The organism is Streptomyces sp. NPDC007872 (assembly GCF_042868165.1).
Classification (GTDB): domain Bacteria; phylum Actinomycetota; class Actinomycetes; order Streptomycetales; family Streptomycetaceae; genus Streptomyces.
The window spans coordinates 1-15,552 of sequence record NZ_JBIAEA010000015.1 but is presented as its reverse complement, the minus strand read 5'-3'; the positions used below and the strand labels follow the sequence as shown (position 1 = coordinate 15,552).

18 protein-coding genes are annotated in these 15,552 nt (G+C 73.6%); 8 read left to right on the top strand and 10 right to left on the bottom strand.

The genetic code is table 11. The annotated features are described in order from the left end of the window. Window positions 1-30 precede the first annotated feature (30 nt). Both ACFYNX_RS33060 and ACFYNX_RS33055 read left to right on the top strand, forming a co-directional pair. Window positions 31-1,167: an XdhC family protein gene (locus ACFYNX_RS33060; RefSeq protein ID WP_388667157.1), complete on the top strand. Its 1,137-nt coding sequence runs from the start codon at window positions 31-33 to the stop codon at window positions 1,165-1,167. Between the two features lie 101 nt (window positions 1,168-1,268). Beyond that, window positions 1,269-2,840 carry an FMN-binding glutamate synthase family protein gene (locus ACFYNX_RS33055; protein ID WP_388667201.1) on the top strand — a complete coding sequence of 524 codons (1,572 nt, stop codon included), beginning with the start codon at window positions 1,269-1,271 and terminating at the stop codon, window positions 2,838-2,840. Window positions 2,841-3,127: 287 nt separating this feature from the next. Here ACFYNX_RS33055 and ACFYNX_RS33050 read toward each other — a convergent pair whose 3' ends face one another. After that, window positions 3,128-3,844, bottom strand: coding sequence for a restriction endonuclease (locus ACFYNX_RS33050; RefSeq protein WP_365541553.1), 717 nt, complete (start codon window positions 3,842-3,844; stop codon window positions 3,128-3,130). A gap of 114 nt (window positions 3,845-3,958) precedes the next feature. Continuing rightward, window positions 3,959-4,132, bottom strand: coding sequence for a CsbD family protein (locus tag ACFYNX_RS33045; protein WP_365541551.1), 174 nt, complete (start codon window positions 4,130-4,132; stop codon window positions 3,959-3,961). Window positions 4,133-4,295: 163 nt separating this feature from the next. Here ACFYNX_RS33045 and ACFYNX_RS33040 point away from each other — a divergent pair, with 163 nt between their 5' ends. Further along, window positions 4,296-4,688 (top strand): hypothetical protein, encoded by a 393-nt coding sequence (locus ACFYNX_RS33040; RefSeq protein WP_388667153.1) that lies wholly within the window; start codon window positions 4,296-4,298, stop codon window positions 4,686-4,688. Between the two features lie 96 nt (window positions 4,689-4,784). On the opposite strand, the gene ACFYNX_RS33035 is transcribed toward ACFYNX_RS33040, so the two are convergent. The 5 genes from ACFYNX_RS33035 to ACFYNX_RS33015 all read right to left on the bottom strand — a co-directional run bounded on the left by ACFYNX_RS33035 (window position 4,785) and on the right by ACFYNX_RS33015 (window position 8,683). Then, complete coding sequence (locus ACFYNX_RS33035; protein ID WP_388667150.1) at window positions 4,785-5,174, bottom strand: MerR family transcriptional regulator; 390 nt, start codon at window positions 5,172-5,174, stop codon at window positions 4,785-4,787. 362 nt (window positions 5,175-5,536) lie between these two features. Next, window positions 5,537-6,853, bottom strand: coding sequence for an ROK family protein (locus ACFYNX_RS33030; RefSeq protein WP_388667147.1), 1,317 nt, complete (start codon window positions 6,851-6,853; stop codon window positions 5,537-5,539). A 153-nt stretch (window positions 6,854-7,006) separates the two neighbouring features. Further along, complete coding sequence (locus ACFYNX_RS33025; protein WP_388667144.1) at window positions 7,007-7,252, bottom strand: hypothetical protein; 246 nt, start codon at window positions 7,250-7,252, stop codon at window positions 7,007-7,009. Then, a complete protein-coding gene (locus ACFYNX_RS33020; RefSeq protein ID WP_388667198.1) occupies window positions 7,249-7,893 on the bottom strand; it encodes a TNT domain-containing protein in 645 nt (214 codons plus the stop codon). The genes ACFYNX_RS33025 and ACFYNX_RS33020 overlap by 4 nt, the downstream gene beginning before the upstream one ends. Window positions 7,894-8,077: 184 nt before the next feature. After that, window positions 8,078-8,683 (bottom strand): TetR/AcrR family transcriptional regulator, encoded by a 606-nt coding sequence (locus ACFYNX_RS33015; RefSeq protein ID WP_365541544.1) that lies wholly within the window; start codon window positions 8,681-8,683, stop codon window positions 8,078-8,080. A gap of 164 nt (window positions 8,684-8,847) precedes the next feature. On the opposite strand from ACFYNX_RS33015, the gene ACFYNX_RS33010 reads away from it, so the two are divergent. From ACFYNX_RS33010 to ACFYNX_RS32990, 5 genes are all read left to right on the top strand, one after another. Next, entirely contained in the window at window positions 8,848-10,002 is a 1,155-nt protein-coding gene (locus ACFYNX_RS33010) for an acyl-CoA dehydrogenase family protein (RefSeq protein ID WP_388667141.1), read from the top strand. Between the two features lie 138 nt (window positions 10,003-10,140). Then, complete coding sequence (locus ACFYNX_RS33005) at window positions 10,141-10,824, top strand: 2-phosphosulfolactate phosphatase (protein WP_388667138.1); 684 nt, start codon at window positions 10,141-10,143, stop codon at window positions 10,822-10,824. A 166-nt stretch (window positions 10,825-10,990) separates the two neighbouring features. Beyond that, entirely contained in the window at window positions 10,991-11,752 is a 762-nt protein-coding gene (locus tag ACFYNX_RS33000) for an SDR family NAD(P)-dependent oxidoreductase (RefSeq protein ID WP_388667135.1), read from the top strand. A gap of 88 nt (window positions 11,753-11,840) precedes the next feature. Continuing rightward, window positions 11,841-12,548: a TetR family transcriptional regulator gene (locus tag ACFYNX_RS32995; protein WP_365541536.1), complete on the top strand. Its 708-nt coding sequence runs from the start codon at window positions 11,841-11,843 to the stop codon at window positions 12,546-12,548. A 141-nt stretch (window positions 12,549-12,689) separates the two neighbouring features. Then, entirely contained in the window at window positions 12,690-13,076 is a 387-nt protein-coding gene (locus ACFYNX_RS32990) for a zinc ribbon domain-containing protein (protein WP_388667132.1), read from the top strand. Between the two features lie 100 nt (window positions 13,077-13,176). On the opposite strand, the gene ACFYNX_RS32985 is transcribed toward ACFYNX_RS32990, so the two are convergent. The 3 genes from ACFYNX_RS32985 to ACFYNX_RS32975 form a co-directional block, all read right to left on the bottom strand. Beyond that, a complete protein-coding gene (locus ACFYNX_RS32985; protein ID WP_365541532.1) occupies window positions 13,177-14,133 on the bottom strand; it encodes an electron transfer flavoprotein subunit alpha/FixB family protein in 957 nt (318 codons plus the stop codon). 39 nt (window positions 14,134-14,172) lie between these two features. Beyond that, on the bottom strand, window positions 14,173-14,958 hold the full coding sequence (locus tag ACFYNX_RS32980) for an electron transfer flavoprotein subunit beta/FixA family protein (protein WP_365541530.1): 786 nt from the start codon (window positions 14,956-14,958) through the stop codon (window positions 14,173-14,175). A 36-nt stretch (window positions 14,959-14,994) separates the two neighbouring features. Further along, the coding region (locus ACFYNX_RS32975; protein WP_388667128.1) for an acyl-CoA dehydrogenase family protein at window positions 14,995-15,552 on the bottom strand (558 nt) is incomplete at its 5' end.

Here is a 15,552-nt window from a genome sequence, read left to right as displayed (position 1 = left end):
CGCCCTCCCCGCACCCCAAGGAGAACCGAGATGCTGGACATCGCCGAAGAGCTGCACCGGTGGGTCGAGCAGGGACGCGACTTCGCCGTCGCCACCGTGGTGGCGGTCGGCGGCAGCGCGCCCCGGCAGCCGGGCGCCGCACTCGCCGTCGACGGCGAGGGCACGGCGATCGGATCGGTCTCCGGGGGGTGCGTGGAGGGCGCGGTCTACGACCTGTGCGTCCAGGCCCTCGAAGACGGACGGACCGTCGTCGAGCGCTTCGGCTACAGCGACGAGGACGCCTTCGCCGTCGGCCTGACCTGCGGCGGGATCATCGACATCCTCGTCACCCCGGTCCGCGGCGGGGTCTTCCCCGCCGCGCTCGCCGCCGCCGTCGAGGGCGAGGCGGCGGCCCTCGCCCGGATCGTCGCCGGCCCCGACGACCTGCTCGGCGAGGCCCTCCTGGTCCGCCCCGACGGCTCGTACGAGGGGAAGCTCGGCGGCCACCCCGAGCTGGACCGCACCGCCGCCGGCGAGGCCCGCGCGATGCTCGACGCGGGCCGCACCGGCACCGTGGAGATCGGCGAGGACGGCAGCCGCTGCGGACAGCCCCTGACCCTCCTGGTCGAGTCCTCCGTCCCCGCCCCCCGCATGATCGTCTTCGGGGCCATCGACTTCGCCGCCGCGCTCGTGCGGGTCGGCAAGTTCCTCGGCTACCACGTCACCGTCTGCGACGCGCGGCCCGTCTTCGCGACCCCGGCCCGCTTCCCCGAGGCCGACGAGATCGTCGTGGAATGGCCCCACCGCTACCTGGAGTCCACCGACGTGGACGCCCGGACCGTCCTGTGCGTCCTCACCCACGACGCCAAGTTCGACGTGCCCCTGCTCCGGGTCGCCCTCCGGCTCCCCGTCGCCTACGTCGGCGCGATGGGCTCCCGCCGCACCCACCTGGACCGCAACGAGCGCCTGCGCGAGGTCGGCGTCACCGAGATCGAACTCGCCCGCCTGCGCTCCCCGATCGGCCTCGACCTCGGCGCCCGCACGCCGGAGGAGACCGCCCTCTCGATCGGCGCCGAGATCGTCGCCCACCGGCGCGGCGGCACGGGCGCCTCGCTCACCGGCGCCCACACCCCGATCCACCACGACGGGCCCCGGGGCCCGCTGGGACGGATAGGGTCCGTGGCCTAGGCCCCCCATTACGGATCCCGGGCGAAGACTTGAGAGACCTTTGAGCAGGTGAAGGGCGTGACGGCCCGCCCCCGGGCAAGGCGGACCGCGTGATACGTGTGATGATCGTCGTCCTGATCCTCTGTGCCGCGGGCACGGCCGCCGCGGCCGGCGCGGAGACTTCGCCCCTGTGGTGGCTCGCCGCTGTCCCGCTCGCCCTCCTGGGCCTGCTGGGAGCGTGGGACCTGCTGCAACGCCGGCACTCGGTGCTGCGCGCCTACCCCGTCCTCGGACACGCCCGCTTCCTCCTGGAGCGGATACGTCCGGAGCTCCAGCAGTACTTCGTCGAGCGGAACTACGACGGCCGCCCCTTCGACCGGGACGTGCGCAACATCGTCTACGAGCGCGCCAAGGGCACGGAGGCGGAGGAGCCCTACGGCACCGAACGGGACGTCTATGAGGCCGGGTACGAGTTCCTCGTGCCCTCCATGGCACCGCGTGCGGTCCCCGAGGCGCCTCCCCGCGTACGGATCGGGGGGCCCGGCTGCGACCGCCCCTACGACATGGCGCTGCTCAACGTCTCGGCGATGAGCTTCGGCTCCCTGTCGGCCAACGCGGTCCTCGCGCTCAACGGGGGTGCGGCGGCCGGCGGCTTCGCCCAGGACACCGGCGAGGGCGGTCTCTCCGACCACCACCTGCGCCCGGGCGGCGACCTCGTCTGGGAGGTGGGGACCGGGTACTTCGGCTGCCGGACCGACGAGGGCGACTTCGACCCGTCCCAGTTCGCGGACAAGGCCGCCCACGACCACGTCAAGTGCGTGTCCCTGAAGCTCTCGCAAGGAGCGAAGCCCGGCATCGGCGGTGTGCTGCCGGGAGCCAAGGTCAACGCGGAGATCGCCCGGGTCCGGGGGGTGCCCGAGGGGCGCACGGTCGTCTCCCCTCCGTACCACCGGGTCTTCTCGACCCCGCGGGAACTCGTCCGCTTCGTCGCCCGGATGCGGGAGCTGTCCGGAGGCAAGCCCGCCGGGTTCAAGCTCTGCGTCGGCTCGCGCCGGCAGTTCCTCGCCGTGTGCAAGGCCATGCTGGAGGAGGACACCACCCCCGACTTCATCGTGGTGGACGGAGCCGAGGGCGGAACGGGCGCGGCGCCGCTCGAATTCGCCGACCACGTCGGCACTCCGCTCACCGAGGGCCTGCTCACCGTGCACAACGCCCTCGTCGGCGCGGGCCTGCGCGACCGCGTCAGGATCGGGGCGAGCGGGAAGATCGCCACCGGCGCCGATCTGGTCAAGCGCATGGTGCAGGGCGCCGACTACGGCAACGCCGCCCGGGCGATGATGTTCGCCGTCGGCTGCATCCAGGCCCAGCGCTGCCACACGAACACCTGCCCCACCGGCGTCACGACCCAGGACCCCCGCCGGGCGCGCGCGATCGACGTCCCCGACAAGACGCTGCGCGTCCAGCGCTTCCAGGAGGCGACCGTGGCCAGCGCCCTGCAGATCATGGCCTCCATGGGCGTCACCGACCCCTCGGAACTGCGCCCGCACATGCTCCGCCGACGCGTCGACCCCGTCACCGAACGCTCCTACGAAGAACTCTACGAGTGGCTCCACCCGGGACAACTGCTCGCCGAGCCGCCCGCCTTCTGGGCGGCCGACTGGAAGTCCGCCGATCCCGACCGCTTCACCGTCTGATCACCGGAGACCGTCCGGCCGCCCGGCGCCCACGAGGGCGACGGCGGCCGACGTGACGGCGGGCCGAACTCGCCCGAAAGGAACGGTCGTCCGACCCGCGTCCTGCAAGGGACCGGCTCGGCGGCCCCGTGTCCTGAAAGAGGTGGGTCGTCCGCCCCGTGTCCTGCAAGGGACCGGCTCGGCCGCCCCTGCCGGATCCGTGTCCGGGCCGATCGCACGAGCGGCCCGCCCGGACACGGCCCAGGGCCTGTCCGGACGGGCCGGGAGCGAAGGGGCGACCCCGCCGCTCAGGCCGGGTCCACCGGGAGCGCCTCCCACGGGGGAGGCGCGAGCTGGTCCGTCCAGGCGGCCAGGCCCTCGCCGTCCACACACACGATCCCGCAGGTGGCGGCGTACTCGGCGGCCGGCGCGGTGATCGAGCTGGTGGTCACGAGCACGGCCACGTCGGCCTCGTGCACGGTGAAGCAGGTGCCGCCGAACCGCTGGAGGTCCTGGGACCCCACCCGGTGGTCCTCCGCGTACTGCTTGCACTGGAGCACCACGCGCCGCCCGTCCACGGTCGTCGCGATCACGTCGGCGCCCAGGTCGCCCGCGCCGCCGACCACCTCCACCGGCGAGCAGCCGTCCCGCGCGCACAGCGCGGCGACCGTGTGCTCGAAGCCGTCGGGGTCCACCGCCGTGTGGTCCAGCGCCCCCGGCCCGACGTCGGGCACCTCCGGGACCGGCGCGGCGACGGCCGTACGGAGGGCCCGGCGGCCCCTGGCGGGCGCCGCGCCCCTCCTGACCAGCGCGAGGCCGACGGCCAGCGCCCCGAGGGCGGCGAACGCCACCAGGAGGGCGGCCGGCACCCCCGAACCGCGGTCCCCGGCCGCCTCGGCCGTCTTGAAGAAGAGGGCCAGACCGCCCACGCACGTCCCCGCGAGCCCTATCGCGAGCACCAGATCGCGCCCGCTCGCCACGGGACCGCGCCGGACCGGCCCCCTGTCCTCCCCGATGGATCCCATCCGGGCCCCTCCCTCCCTCGTGTCCGACCCCTCGTCACGACCCGCCCGGCTCCGCACGCGCCGCGCCCCCGGCCCCAGAGGGGGCCGGGGGCCGCGGCGGTGCCGACCCGGGGGTCAGCGCTTGAAGGCGTCCTTCGTCTTCTCCTTGGCCTCCCGGGCGTCGCCCTTGGCCCGCTCGGCGCGACCCTCGCCGGCCATCCGCTCGTCGCCGAGCGCGCGGCCCGTCGTCTCCTTGATCGCGCCCTTGGCCTGCTCGCCCTTGGCCTTCATCTTCTCGTTGCCGGACATCGTGGCTCCTCTCCGAGAACCTGGAAAACCATTGCCTTGCTGACATGCCGCATAACCGCGAACCGGCCCCCGAAACGGTGCCGGGCCCCGGCCCGCGATAATCGGCCCGGGCCACGCGCGCGCGTAGATGCGGCCCGACCATCCCGAGGACGAAGGACCGACGATGCTGAAAGAGGGCCGGCGGGTACGGCTTGCGGTGGACCTCCGACTGGCCGGCGAGGTCGTCCCGGCCGGCGGACCCGCGGCGGAGACGGGCACCGGGGCCGGGTTCCTGGCCCTGGCGGCGGGCGCCGAGGGCACCGTCGAGCGGGTGGTGGACGAGGACCGTCCCCAGGGCCCGGAGGTGCGCGAGTACGAACGGCTCACGTCCCTCCTGGACGACTTCGGCCACCAGATGCCCCCGGCCAGCAGGGGACGGCTCGAAGAACAGGTCGCCGCCCTGGAACCCGCCTGGACCGCCCATCGGGAACGGAAGCTCCGCACGACGGTCCGCGTCCGCTTCGACAACGGCTTCGTCCTGGACGACGCCCCCGGGGACCTCTTCGCCCCCGCCTGACGGGGGGCCGGTCAGCGGTGTGGTCGCCGTACTGACCGGGCGACACCCCGCCCGCGGGCCGGGTCCTCACCGAAACCGAAGGAGACGCGCGGGGCGTCAGGCGGCCGGTTCGGCGGTTTCGGCCGGGGGCGCCCTCCGGACCTCCGCGAGGTACGCGGTCACGGCGTCCCGGTTGCGGGTCAGTCGGCCGATCCGCTCCGACATGCGCGCGCACTCCAGCTCCAGGAGCGCGATCGTCTCCGGCGTCGGGTTCGGGATGTCGATGCGGCCGGGCGGCCCGAGACAGGGCAGGATCCTGCGGATCGTCTGCGTCGACAGGCCCGCGTCGAGCAGCCGGCGCACCTGCTGGACGCGGTCCACACAGGGCTCGGGGTAGTCGCGGTAGCCGTTGGCGCACCGCCGGGAGGCGATCAGCTCCTGCGCCTCGTAGTACCGCAGCATCCGGCGGGAAACACCGGTGCGTTCCGACAGTTCCCCGATCCGCACGGCCCTGTCCTCCCCTCCTCTCCGTGACGCTCCCGCGCCTTTCCGGATCCCGCTCGACCTTCACATCGGTGGAAGGGTTCGAGCATGCTGTCATGTCGCGCACCGATCTGACCAGGGGGCCCTCGCGCGGCCCCGCCCTCGCTCCCCGGCGGACCGAAAGCCCTTCTCCTTCAAGCAAGTCGCCCCTGTCGGCGCTGCTCGCTCCGGCGGCCGCCGTGTGCGTCACGAGCCTCACCGAGACCCTGCCCTCCGGACTGCTGTCCGCGATGGGCGGCGAACAGGCCGACGCGGCGCGCACCCCCGGCTTCCCGGCTGCCGGAGCCGATCGGCTCGGGGCGGGACCTTCCGGGAGGCCGCCCGTCTCAGTGCGCCGTCCGCTCCCGCACGGTCGTCGCCCACGCCGGCTGCTCCCCGGCGGTCTCGGCCCCGGTCTCGACCCGCCGGCCGCCCCGGGTGAAGAAGTCCGCGAGCGGCAGGATCGCCGCGCCGACCGTGACCGCGTCCGGGCCCAGCGTGCCCAGGCCGATCTCCACGCGGGCCGCCGGGTACGTCAGGGCGTACTCCCGGGCGTACCCCTCGACCGCTTCCAGGAAGGGAGTGCCGAGCTGGAGGCCGGCCCAGCCGCCGACGAGGATGCGTTCGGGCTGGAAGAGGTTGATCAGGTCGGCGAATCCGGCGCCGAGGAACTCGGCGGTCTCCTCCAGGACGGCGAGCGCGGTGGCGTCCGGGGGAGTGCCGGCTCCGGCCGGATACGCGGCGGCGAGCATGGCGGTGAGGGCCGTCTCCTCGTCCGCGCCCTCCGGCGGCCGCCCGCCCGCCTCGCGCCAGCGTTCGAGCAGGGCCTCCGCGCCCGCGTACGCCTCCAGGCAGCCCAGGGCGCCGCAACGGCAGCGGCGACCCCGTACCCGTACCTTCAGATGGCCCCATTCGACCGCCCGCCCCGGCCCCGTCGGGTCGGTGACGACGCAGGCGCCGACGCCGGAGCCGAAGAGCACGACGACGGCGCTGCGAGCCCCGCGCCCGGCGCCGAACCACATCTCGGCCTGGCCGAGGGTCTTGGCGCCGTTGTCGATCCAGTACGGCACCGAGGCCGGGAGCTCCACGCTCTCGCGCAGCAGCCGCTCCAGGGGCACGGCGTCCCAGTCGATGGTCTGGCCGTGCACGACCGCGCCGTCCTCGGCGGTGCGGGCCACGATGCCGGGCACGCCGACGCCGACGCCGAGGAGCTGTTCGGCGGGTACGCCGGCGGTCCGCAGCACCTCCGCGATGCCGTCCCGGAGGTGGCCGACGACGACCCCGACCTCGTACCGGTCGTGCGGGTGCGGGCTGTCCACGGCCAACGGGCGCTCGGTGCGGGCGAGTTCGGTGAGGGAGAGGTCGAACAGCTCGATCCTGATCCGGGTCTCGCCGACGTCGACGCCGATCATGAAGCCGCTGCCGGGGGAGACCCGGAGCAGGGTGCGGGGGCGCCCGCCGGCCGAGTCGACGCTGCCCGCCTCCTCGACCAGGCCCTCCGCGACGAGTTCGGCGACCACGTTGCTGACCGAGCCGGAGCTCAGCCCGGTCGCCGGGCCCAGCGAGAAGCGGCTCATCGGCCCGTCGAAGTACAGGCGCTGGAGGACGGCGGTGCGGTTCTCGCGCCGCAGGTCACGGACGGTGCGTCCGTTCCGCATGGTCACTGGGCCCCCTGGTGGAATAGTCCTGACCGCAACATACCGCCGCGGGGGCCCTGGGGGCGACTTTATCTTTAGCTTTAAGTCATGACGTGAGATAAGTCGGTCGGGACCCGGCCCCCTTCACTTCCCGAACACGGAGGGCGGGGCGGTGGGGCGCTAGGCGCCCAGGAGCGTCCGGAGGTGCGCGCAGGCCTCTTCCTCGGCCGGGTGCGTGGCGACCGGCTCGTACGCGCCCCGCTCGTACACTCCGGTCTCCCAGCCGCCCCCTCCCGGCGCCGCCCGCAGATAGGCGAAGTCGGTCGGGACGGGGGAGGGTTCGTGGACGCCCTCGATCCAGTAGTAGCCGGCGGGCACCCCGGCCTCCTGGAGCGCCCGCTCCAGCGTGCGGCGGTGGTCGGTCATGCGGGGACGCGCACGAGGTAGCCGTTGTCGAGCAGCCACTTCACGTTGAGCCGCTGCCCCTCGCCCGGGTCCAGGAAGGCCGGGTCCAGCTTGATCTGGCGGCCGCCGCCCGGCTGCTCGAACCAGGGCGCGATGGAGCCCTCCCAGACCACGAACGTCCGCGTCACCTCGTACGCGTGGTAGTCGCAGGGAAAGGCGGCGTCACGGGTGTCGAGGTTCTGCGGGGGCAGCGCCCGCTCGGCGTAGGCGTCGCCCGCCGGGGCCAGGTAGCCGCCGAACTCCGAGCCGAAGCGGTCCAGGCGCTCGCCCTCCAGCAAGAGCTCGGGCGCCTTGTCGACCTGGCCGTTCACCTCGCCGAAGCCGTCGTTCGGCGGGTACTTCCAGCCACCGGTGTCGGCCGGGCCCTCCCAGTACTTCTTGAGGAAGGCGGCGGGGGAGAGCTTCCCGGTCCGGTGGTAGCCCTTGAGCAGCGGCCCGACCGGCTCCTGTCGCTTGTTCGGCAGGTGCTCGGGACCGAGCCGGGCGTCGCCCAGGAACTCCCCGGTGCAGGGCGCGTGCGGCGCGGGCCGGTGCTTCCCGGCGCTCTCGACGGGCGCGGCCTGCGCCGCCGGGGCGGCGGTGAGGGCGGCGGTGACGCCCATGGCGGCGAGGACGGCACGGATCCTGAGGGCGGTACGGCTGTGCTCCACGCGGAGGCCTCCCTGGGGGTGGGGTGGTGGATGGCGCGGCACAGAGTAGTCGAGCGGGTGCGAGGGGTGAGGGAGGAGCGGGGGTGGAAACCGGCCAATCGCGCCGGAGCTTCCGGAGGCTCCGCGGGGTGCGGGTTCAGGCCTTCCGGAGGCCGCTGAGGAGCAGTTCGGCGAGCTGGTCGTACGCCTCCGCGTCGGCGAGGCCGGTCGCGGCGGCGACCTGGCGCCGCTGGATGCGGACCATGACCGAGGAGATGACGTCGGCGGCGAAGGTCACGTGCACCTCGCGGAAGACCCCCGCCCGCACGCCCTCCTCGATGAGCTGCTGGACCCGCCCGGCGGCCGCGCGCGTGTTGCGCTCGTACACCTCGGCCGCCGGTTCGAAGGCCGCCACGTCGTCGAAGAACTGCGGCGAGACCGGAGCCAGTTCGGCCGAGACCGCCCGCAGGTAGGCGGCGAGTCGCTCGGCGGGCCCGGTGGCGGCGGCGAGGACGGCCTCGACCCGGGCCGTGGCACGCCGGAAGAAGTGCACGACCGCCGCCCGGACGAGCTGCTCCTTGCTGCCGGCCAGGCCGTACAGGGTCCGCTTCGAGCAGTGCAGCCGGGCGGCGAGGTCGTCGAGCGTCAGACCGGCGAAGCCCTCGCCGACGAGGAGGGCGACGAGCTCCTCGAAGAGGGCGGAGCGGCGTGCCGCTCCGCGACCCGTCAGTTGCGGGGTGTCGGCGGCGGAGGTCTCGATCACCCGGCCAGTATTCCAGGCCGCGCCCGGAGGGGGCCGGGGCCCCACGCGCGCGGCGCCGGTGCGTGCGGCACGGCTCCAGGGGTTGCGGCCGACCGCTGCTGCGCTACTCTGACCGGTACTGGAGTACCCTCCCCAGTACCACTTTGCGCGCCGCTGGAGTCGCCATGGATGTCGACCGCCTGCTTCCCACCCCCGAAGCCGCGGACCTCATCGCCCTCACCCGGGAGATCGCCGACAAGGAGCTCTCCCCCCGGGTGGACGAGCACGAGGCCGCCGAGACCTATCCCGAGGGGCTCTTCGCGACCCTCGGCGAGGCGGGGCTCCTGGGTCTCGCGTACCCCGAGGAGTACGGCGGCGGGGGCCAGCCGTACGAGGTCTACCTCCAGGTCCTGGAGGAACTGGCCGCGCGCTGGGCGGCCGTGGCCGTCGCCACCAGCGTCCACACCCTGGCCTGCCACCCGCTGCACGCCTTCGGCACGCCCGAGCAGAAGGAGCGCTGGCTGCCCGCGATGCTGGAGGGCCGGACCGTCGGCGGCTACAGCCTCTCCGAGCCGCAGGCCGGCTCCGACGCGGCCGCCCTGAGCTGCAAGGCGGAGCGGCAGGAGGACGGCGGCGGGTACCGGATCACCGGCACCAAGGCCTGGATCACCCACGGCGGCCGGGCCGACTTCTACGCCCTCTTCGCCCGTACGGCCCCGGGCAGCCACGGCGTCTCCTGCTTCCTGGCCCCCGGCACCACCGAGGGCCTCACCTTCGGCGCGCCCGAGCGAAAGATGGGCCTCCAGGCCGTCCCCACCGCCGCCGCCTACTGGGACGGCGCCCTCCTGGAGGAGGACCGCCTCGTCGGCGAGGAGGGCCAGGGCCTCCAGATCGCCTTCAGCGCCCTCGACAACGGCCGCCTCGGCATCGCCGCCTGCGCCACGGGCCTCGCCCAGGCCGCCCTGGACACCGCCGTCGCGTACGCCAACGAGCGCACCACCTTCGGCCGCCGGATCGTCGACCACCAGGGCCTCGGCTTCCTGCTCGCCGACATGGCCGCCGCCGTCGACGCGGCCCGCGCCACCTACCTGGACGCGGCCCGCCGCCGCGACCTCGGCCGCCCCTTCGGCCGCCAGGCCAGCGCGGCCAAGCTCATCGCCACCGACACGGCCATGAAGGTCACCACGGACGCGGTCCAGGTCCTCGGCGGCTACGGCTACACCCGGGACTTCCCGGTGGAGCGCTACATGCGCGAGGCCAAGATCATGCAGATCTTCGAAGGGACGAACCAGATCCAGCGGCTGGTGATCAGCCGGGGGTTGGCGCTCGCGGAGAAGTAGCGGGTCGGGCCTCTGGGGAGGCCCCGTCAGGCGGTCGGCCCCGACGTCCGTCGGCGTGACGCGCGCCATTGCCCGAGGAGTTGGGGCCTGTCCGACAGGCTGTGACCCCGGGGGGCGGGCGTGGGCGATCATGGTCGGATGGACGCTCGTTTCCTCGGCATCCCCGAGCTGACCGACATCCCCTCCGCCGCCGTCGTGGTCGACGTCATGCGTGCCTTCACCGTGGCCGCCTGGGCCTTCGGCGGGGGAGCGGAGCGGATCGTCCTCGCCGGGTCCCTGGACGAGGCCCTGGCGCTGAAGGACCGTCACCCGGACTGGGTGGCCCTCAAGGACGGTCCGCCGGCGCCCGGGTTCGACGCCGTCAACTCGCCCGGCCTGCTGCGCTCCGCCGACCTCGGCGGACGGACCGTCGTGCAGAAGACCACGGCGGGGACGGTCGGCGCCCTCGCGGTCGAGGACGCGCCGCTGGTGCTCTGTGCCGCCTTCGTCGTGGCGGAGGCGACGGCCCGGCTCCTGCGGTCGCGCGGGTGCGACGGCGTCACGTTCGTGGTCACCGGCGAGGACGGGCGCGCCGAGGAGGACCTGGCGTGCGCCCAGTACATCGCGGGGAGGGCCGCCGGGGCCCGGACGGACCCGGCCGGGTTCCTCCGCCGGGCCGCGCGGTCGCGCGCCGCCGCCGAACTGACGGAGGGCGTGCGCGAAGGCGCCCACCCCGACGACGTCGCGCTCTGCCTCGAACTCGACCGGTTCCCCTTCGCCATGGTCGCGGCCGTGGAGGACGGGCTCATGGTGCTCCGGCCGCACGCCGTGCCCTCGGACTGACCGGAGCCGAGGCGGGGCCCGGCCTCCGCTTCCGGCGGCCCGGCGCGCGGTTCTATGGTGAGCGGCGCAGATCGCGCGGACCGCGCGGTCCTCCGCGGGCACGCGCCCGATCCGGCGGCCATCCCGGCGGCAGGGTCGCCCCCGCACGACACGAACGAGGAGTTCCATGGACATCGCAGGCTCCGCCGCTCTCGTCACCGGCGCCGCCTCCGGCCTCGGTGCCGCCACCGCCGCCGCGCTCGCCGCCCGGGGCGCCACCGTCTACGGCCTGGACCTGGACAAGGCCGTGGCCGGCGCCGGGGCCCTCCCCGAGGGCGTCCGGCTGCTCGCCGCCGACGTCACCGACGAGGAGCAGGTCCGCGCGGCCCTCGCCGAGATCGACGCCGACGGCGCCGAGCTGCGGCTCGCCGTGAACTGCGCCGGCATCGCGCCCTCCGCCCGGATCCTGGGCCGCAAGGGGCCGCACGACCTCGACCTGTTCCGCGCCGTCGTGAACGTCAACCTGATCGGCACGTTCAACGTGATGCGGCTCGCCGCCGAGGCCATCGCCCGGCACGAGCCCGACGCGCACGGACAGCGCGGCCTCGTCGTCAACACCGCCTCCATCGCCGCCTTCGAGGGCCAGGTCGGCCAGATCGCGTACGCCGCCTCCAAGGCGGGCGTCGCCGGCATGACCGTCACCGCCGCCCGCGACCTCGCGCAGTTCGGCATCCGGGTCGTCACCGTCGCCCCCGGCATCGTCGACACCCCGATGATGGCCGGCTTCACCGAGGACGTCCGGGCCGGTCTCGCCGCGAGCGTCACCTTCCCGCAGCGCCTCGCCCGCCCGGAGGAGTACGCCCGGCTCGTCACGATGATCGCCGAGCACGACTACCTCAACGGCGAGACGATCCGCATGGACGGCGCCCTCCGGATGACCGCGCGCTGAGCCTCCGTACCCTCCATAAAGCACTCGGTGCCGGATCCGTCCGGTACCGAGTGCCGTGCGTCCGCACTCCCAATGCTAGTTTCGACGCATGGGAACAGCGTCGACGAACTCCACGAAGCCCGCGATGCGGGACTCCCTCATCGCCGCGGCCTTCCAGCTCTTCCTGGAGCGGGGCTACGAGCAGACCACCGTCGACGACATCGTGACCCTCGCGGGCGTCGGCCGGCGGTCCTTCTTCCGGTACTTCCCGTCGAAGGAGGACGTGGTCTTCCCGGACCACGACCAGTGCCTCGACGACATGACCCGCTTCCTCGCGGCGAGCGCGGACTCCGACGACCCGGTCGCCCGGGTCTGCGGCGCCGCCCGGCTCGTCATGCGGATGTACGCCGAGAACCCCACCTTCTCCGTGCAGCGCTACCGGCTCACCCGCGAGGTGGCCGGACTCCGCACGTACGAGCTGTCGGTGGTCTGGCGGTACGAGAAGACCCTCGGCGACTACCTGCGCACCCGCTGGGCCGACCGCAGGGACGGCACCCTGCGGGCCAACGTGGTCGCGGCGGCCGTGGTCGCCGCCCACAACCACGCCCTGCGCCACTGGCTGCGCTCGGGCGGCGAGGGCGACCCGCTGGCCGCGGTGGACGAGGCCCTGGAGTTCGTGCGCACCACCTGGGGCGCCGCCCCGGCCGCGGACGCCCCGGCGGAGGAGACGGAGGACGTCGTGGTGGTCATCACCAAGCGGTCCACCCCGATGTGGCGCGTGGTGCGCGAGGTGGAGTCGAGCCTCGGCGGGGACTGAGGGGCGTCCGGGCGGGGCCCGGAGGCGTCCGGGGATCTCGGTATCTCCGATTGAGGGAACTCAGGTCTTTATTTGATGGCACTCAGTGCCATATCTTTGCTCCATGCACGGTCGAGCCGCCGAGTGCGAGGAGAAGGCATCGTGTTCCACACGGGACTGAGGAGCGGGACCGCCGTCCAGGCCGAGGAGTCGGCCCCCGACTCCGAGCTCTACTTCCAGCGCTGCCGCTGGTGCCATACCACCACGTTCCAGCGACTGCTCTGTCCGACCTGCGGGTCGACCGACCTCGCGCCCGAACTCAGCGGGGGCGAGGGCGTGATCTCCGTACGGCGCGGGGTCGCCGCCGCCGACGCCGACCTCTGGCCGGTGCACATGACGGAGGGCTTCGTGGTCCGCTGCCGGGTCGACGGGCCCCCGCACGCGGTGCGTCCCGGAGCCCGGGTCAAGCTCTCCTCGGGCGTCGGCGTCTCCGGCCGCCGGCCGGTCGTCCGGCTCTGCGAAGAGGTCCCGCTCGACGGCTGGATGTGAGCGGGCCCCGGTCCTCCGTCATGAGGGTCCCACGGCATGGGAAAGGGGCGATGGGGTGGCACTCTGTGCCACCCCATCGCCCCTTTCCGCCGCCGGAAGGTCAGCGGGGGCCGATCTCGTCCGTGAGCTGCGGCAGCACCTCGAAGAGGTCACCGACCACGCCGTAGTCCACGAGGTCGAAGATCGGGGCCTCCGGGTCCTTGTTGACCGCGACGATCGTCTTCGACGTCTGCATGCCGGCCCGGTGCTGGATCGCGCCGGAGATGCCCGCCGCGACGTAGAGCTGCGGCGAGACCTGCTTGCCGGTCTGGCCGACCTGGTTGGCGTGCGGGTACCAGCCGGCGTCCACGGCGGCGCGGGAGGCGCCGACGGCCGCGCCGAGCGAGTCGGCCAGCTTCTCGACGACCCCGAAGCCCTCGGCCGCGCCGACGCCGCGGCCGCCGGAGACCACGATCGCGGACTCGGTCAGCTCGGGGCGGCCGGTGGAGACGCGCGGGGTGCGCGAGACGACCTTCGCCGCGTTGCCCGTGAAGGCGACGGAGACGTTCTCGACCGTGCCGGCGGCCGGGGCGGCCTCCGGGGCGGCGGAGTTCGGCTTGACGGTGACGACCGGCACGCCCTTCGAGACCGTCGACCTCACCTGGTACGAGGCGGCGAAGACGGACTGGGTGGCGACCGGGCCGTTCTCGCCGGCCTCCAGCTCCACGGCGTCGGTGATCAGACCGGAGCCGAGGCGGAGCGCGACGCGGGCCGCGATCTCCTTGCCCTCGCCGGAGGAGGTCACCAGGACGGCGGCCGCCCCCTTCTCCTGCGCGAGCTGGGCGAGCGCGTCGACCTTCGGGACGACGAGCTGCTCGGCGAACTCGGCGCCGTCCGCGACGTACACGGTGGCCGCGCCGTACTCGCCGGCGGTCGCCGCGATCGACGCGGCGGCCTCGCCGGCGCCGAGGACGACGGCCGAGGGCTCGCCGATGCGACGGGCGATCGTGAGCAGTTCGAGGGCCGGCTTGCGGACCGCACCGTCGGCGTGGTCCACGAGAACCAGGATCTCAGCCATGATTCGTTGCTCCTGTGTGGGTGTCTGGCCGGTGGCGGGTCAGATGAACTTCTGGGCGGCGAGGAAGGCGGCGAGCTGCTTGCCGCCGTCGCCCTCGTCCGTGACGATCGTGCCCTGGGTACGGGCCGGACGCGGGGTCGCGGAGTCGACCAGGGTCCAGGCCCCGCCGAGGCCGACCTCGTCGGCGTCGACGTCCAGGTCGTCCAGGTCCAGCTCCTGGACCGGCTTCTTCTTGGCGGCCATGATCCCCTTGAAGGAGGGGTAACGGGCCTCGCCGGACTGGTCGGTGACCGACACGACGGCCGGCAGCGGGGCCTCCAGGAGCTCGGTGGCGGCGTCGCCGTCCCGGCGTCCCTTCACGGTGCCGTCCTCGACGGAGACCTCGGAGAGCAGGGTGACCTGCGGCAGGCCCAGGCGCTCGGCGAGCAGCGCGGGCAGCACGCCCATGGCGCCGTCGGTCGAGGCCATGCCGCAGACGACCAGGTCGAAGCCGGTCTTCTCCAGGGCCTTGGCGAGGATCGCGGAGGTGGCGAACACGTCCGAGCCGTGGATGTCCTCGTCGTTGACGTGGACGGCCTTGTCGGCGCCCATCGACAGCGCCTTGCGCAGCGCGTCCTTGGCGTCGTCCGGGCCCACGGTGACGACGGTGACCTCGGCCCCGTCGGCCTCCTCGGCGATCTGCAGGGCCTGCTCGACGGCGTACTCGTCCAGCTCCGAGAGCAGGCCGTCGACGGCCTCGCGGTCGGTCGTCAGGTCGTCGGCGAAACCGCGGTCGCCGGTCGCGTCGGGGACGTACTTCACACAGACAGCGATCTTGAGGGTCACGGCCTGTCTCCTTTCAACAGCTCAACGGTCGTGTGGTTACGGGAGGTTGCGGGCCATGACGATGCGCTGGATCTGGTTGGTGCCTTCGTAGATCTGGGTGATCTTGGCGTCGCGCATCATGCGCTCGACGGGGTAGTCGCGGGTGTAGCCGTAGCCGCCCAGGAGCTGGACGGCGTCGGTGGTGACCTCCATGGCGACGTCGGAGGCGAAGCACTTGGCGGCGGCGCCGAAGAAGGTCAGGTCGCCGTCGACGCGCTCGCTCTTGGCGGCGGCGGCGTAGGTGAGCTGGCGGGCGGCCTCGAGCTTCATGGCCATGTCGGCGAGCATGAACTGCACGCCCTGGAAGTCGGCGATCGGCTTGCCGAACTGCTTGCGCTCGGTGACGTAGCCCTTGGCGTAGTCCAGGGCGCCCTGGGCGATGCCGAGGGCCTGGGCGGCGATCGTGATGCGGGTGTGGTCCAGGGTCTTCATCGCGGTGGCGAACCCGGTGCCCTCCGCGCCGATCATCCGGTCCGCGGGGATGCGGACGTTGTCGAGGTAGACCTCGCGGGTGGGCGAGCCCTTGATGCCCAGCTTCTTCTCCGGCGCCCCGAA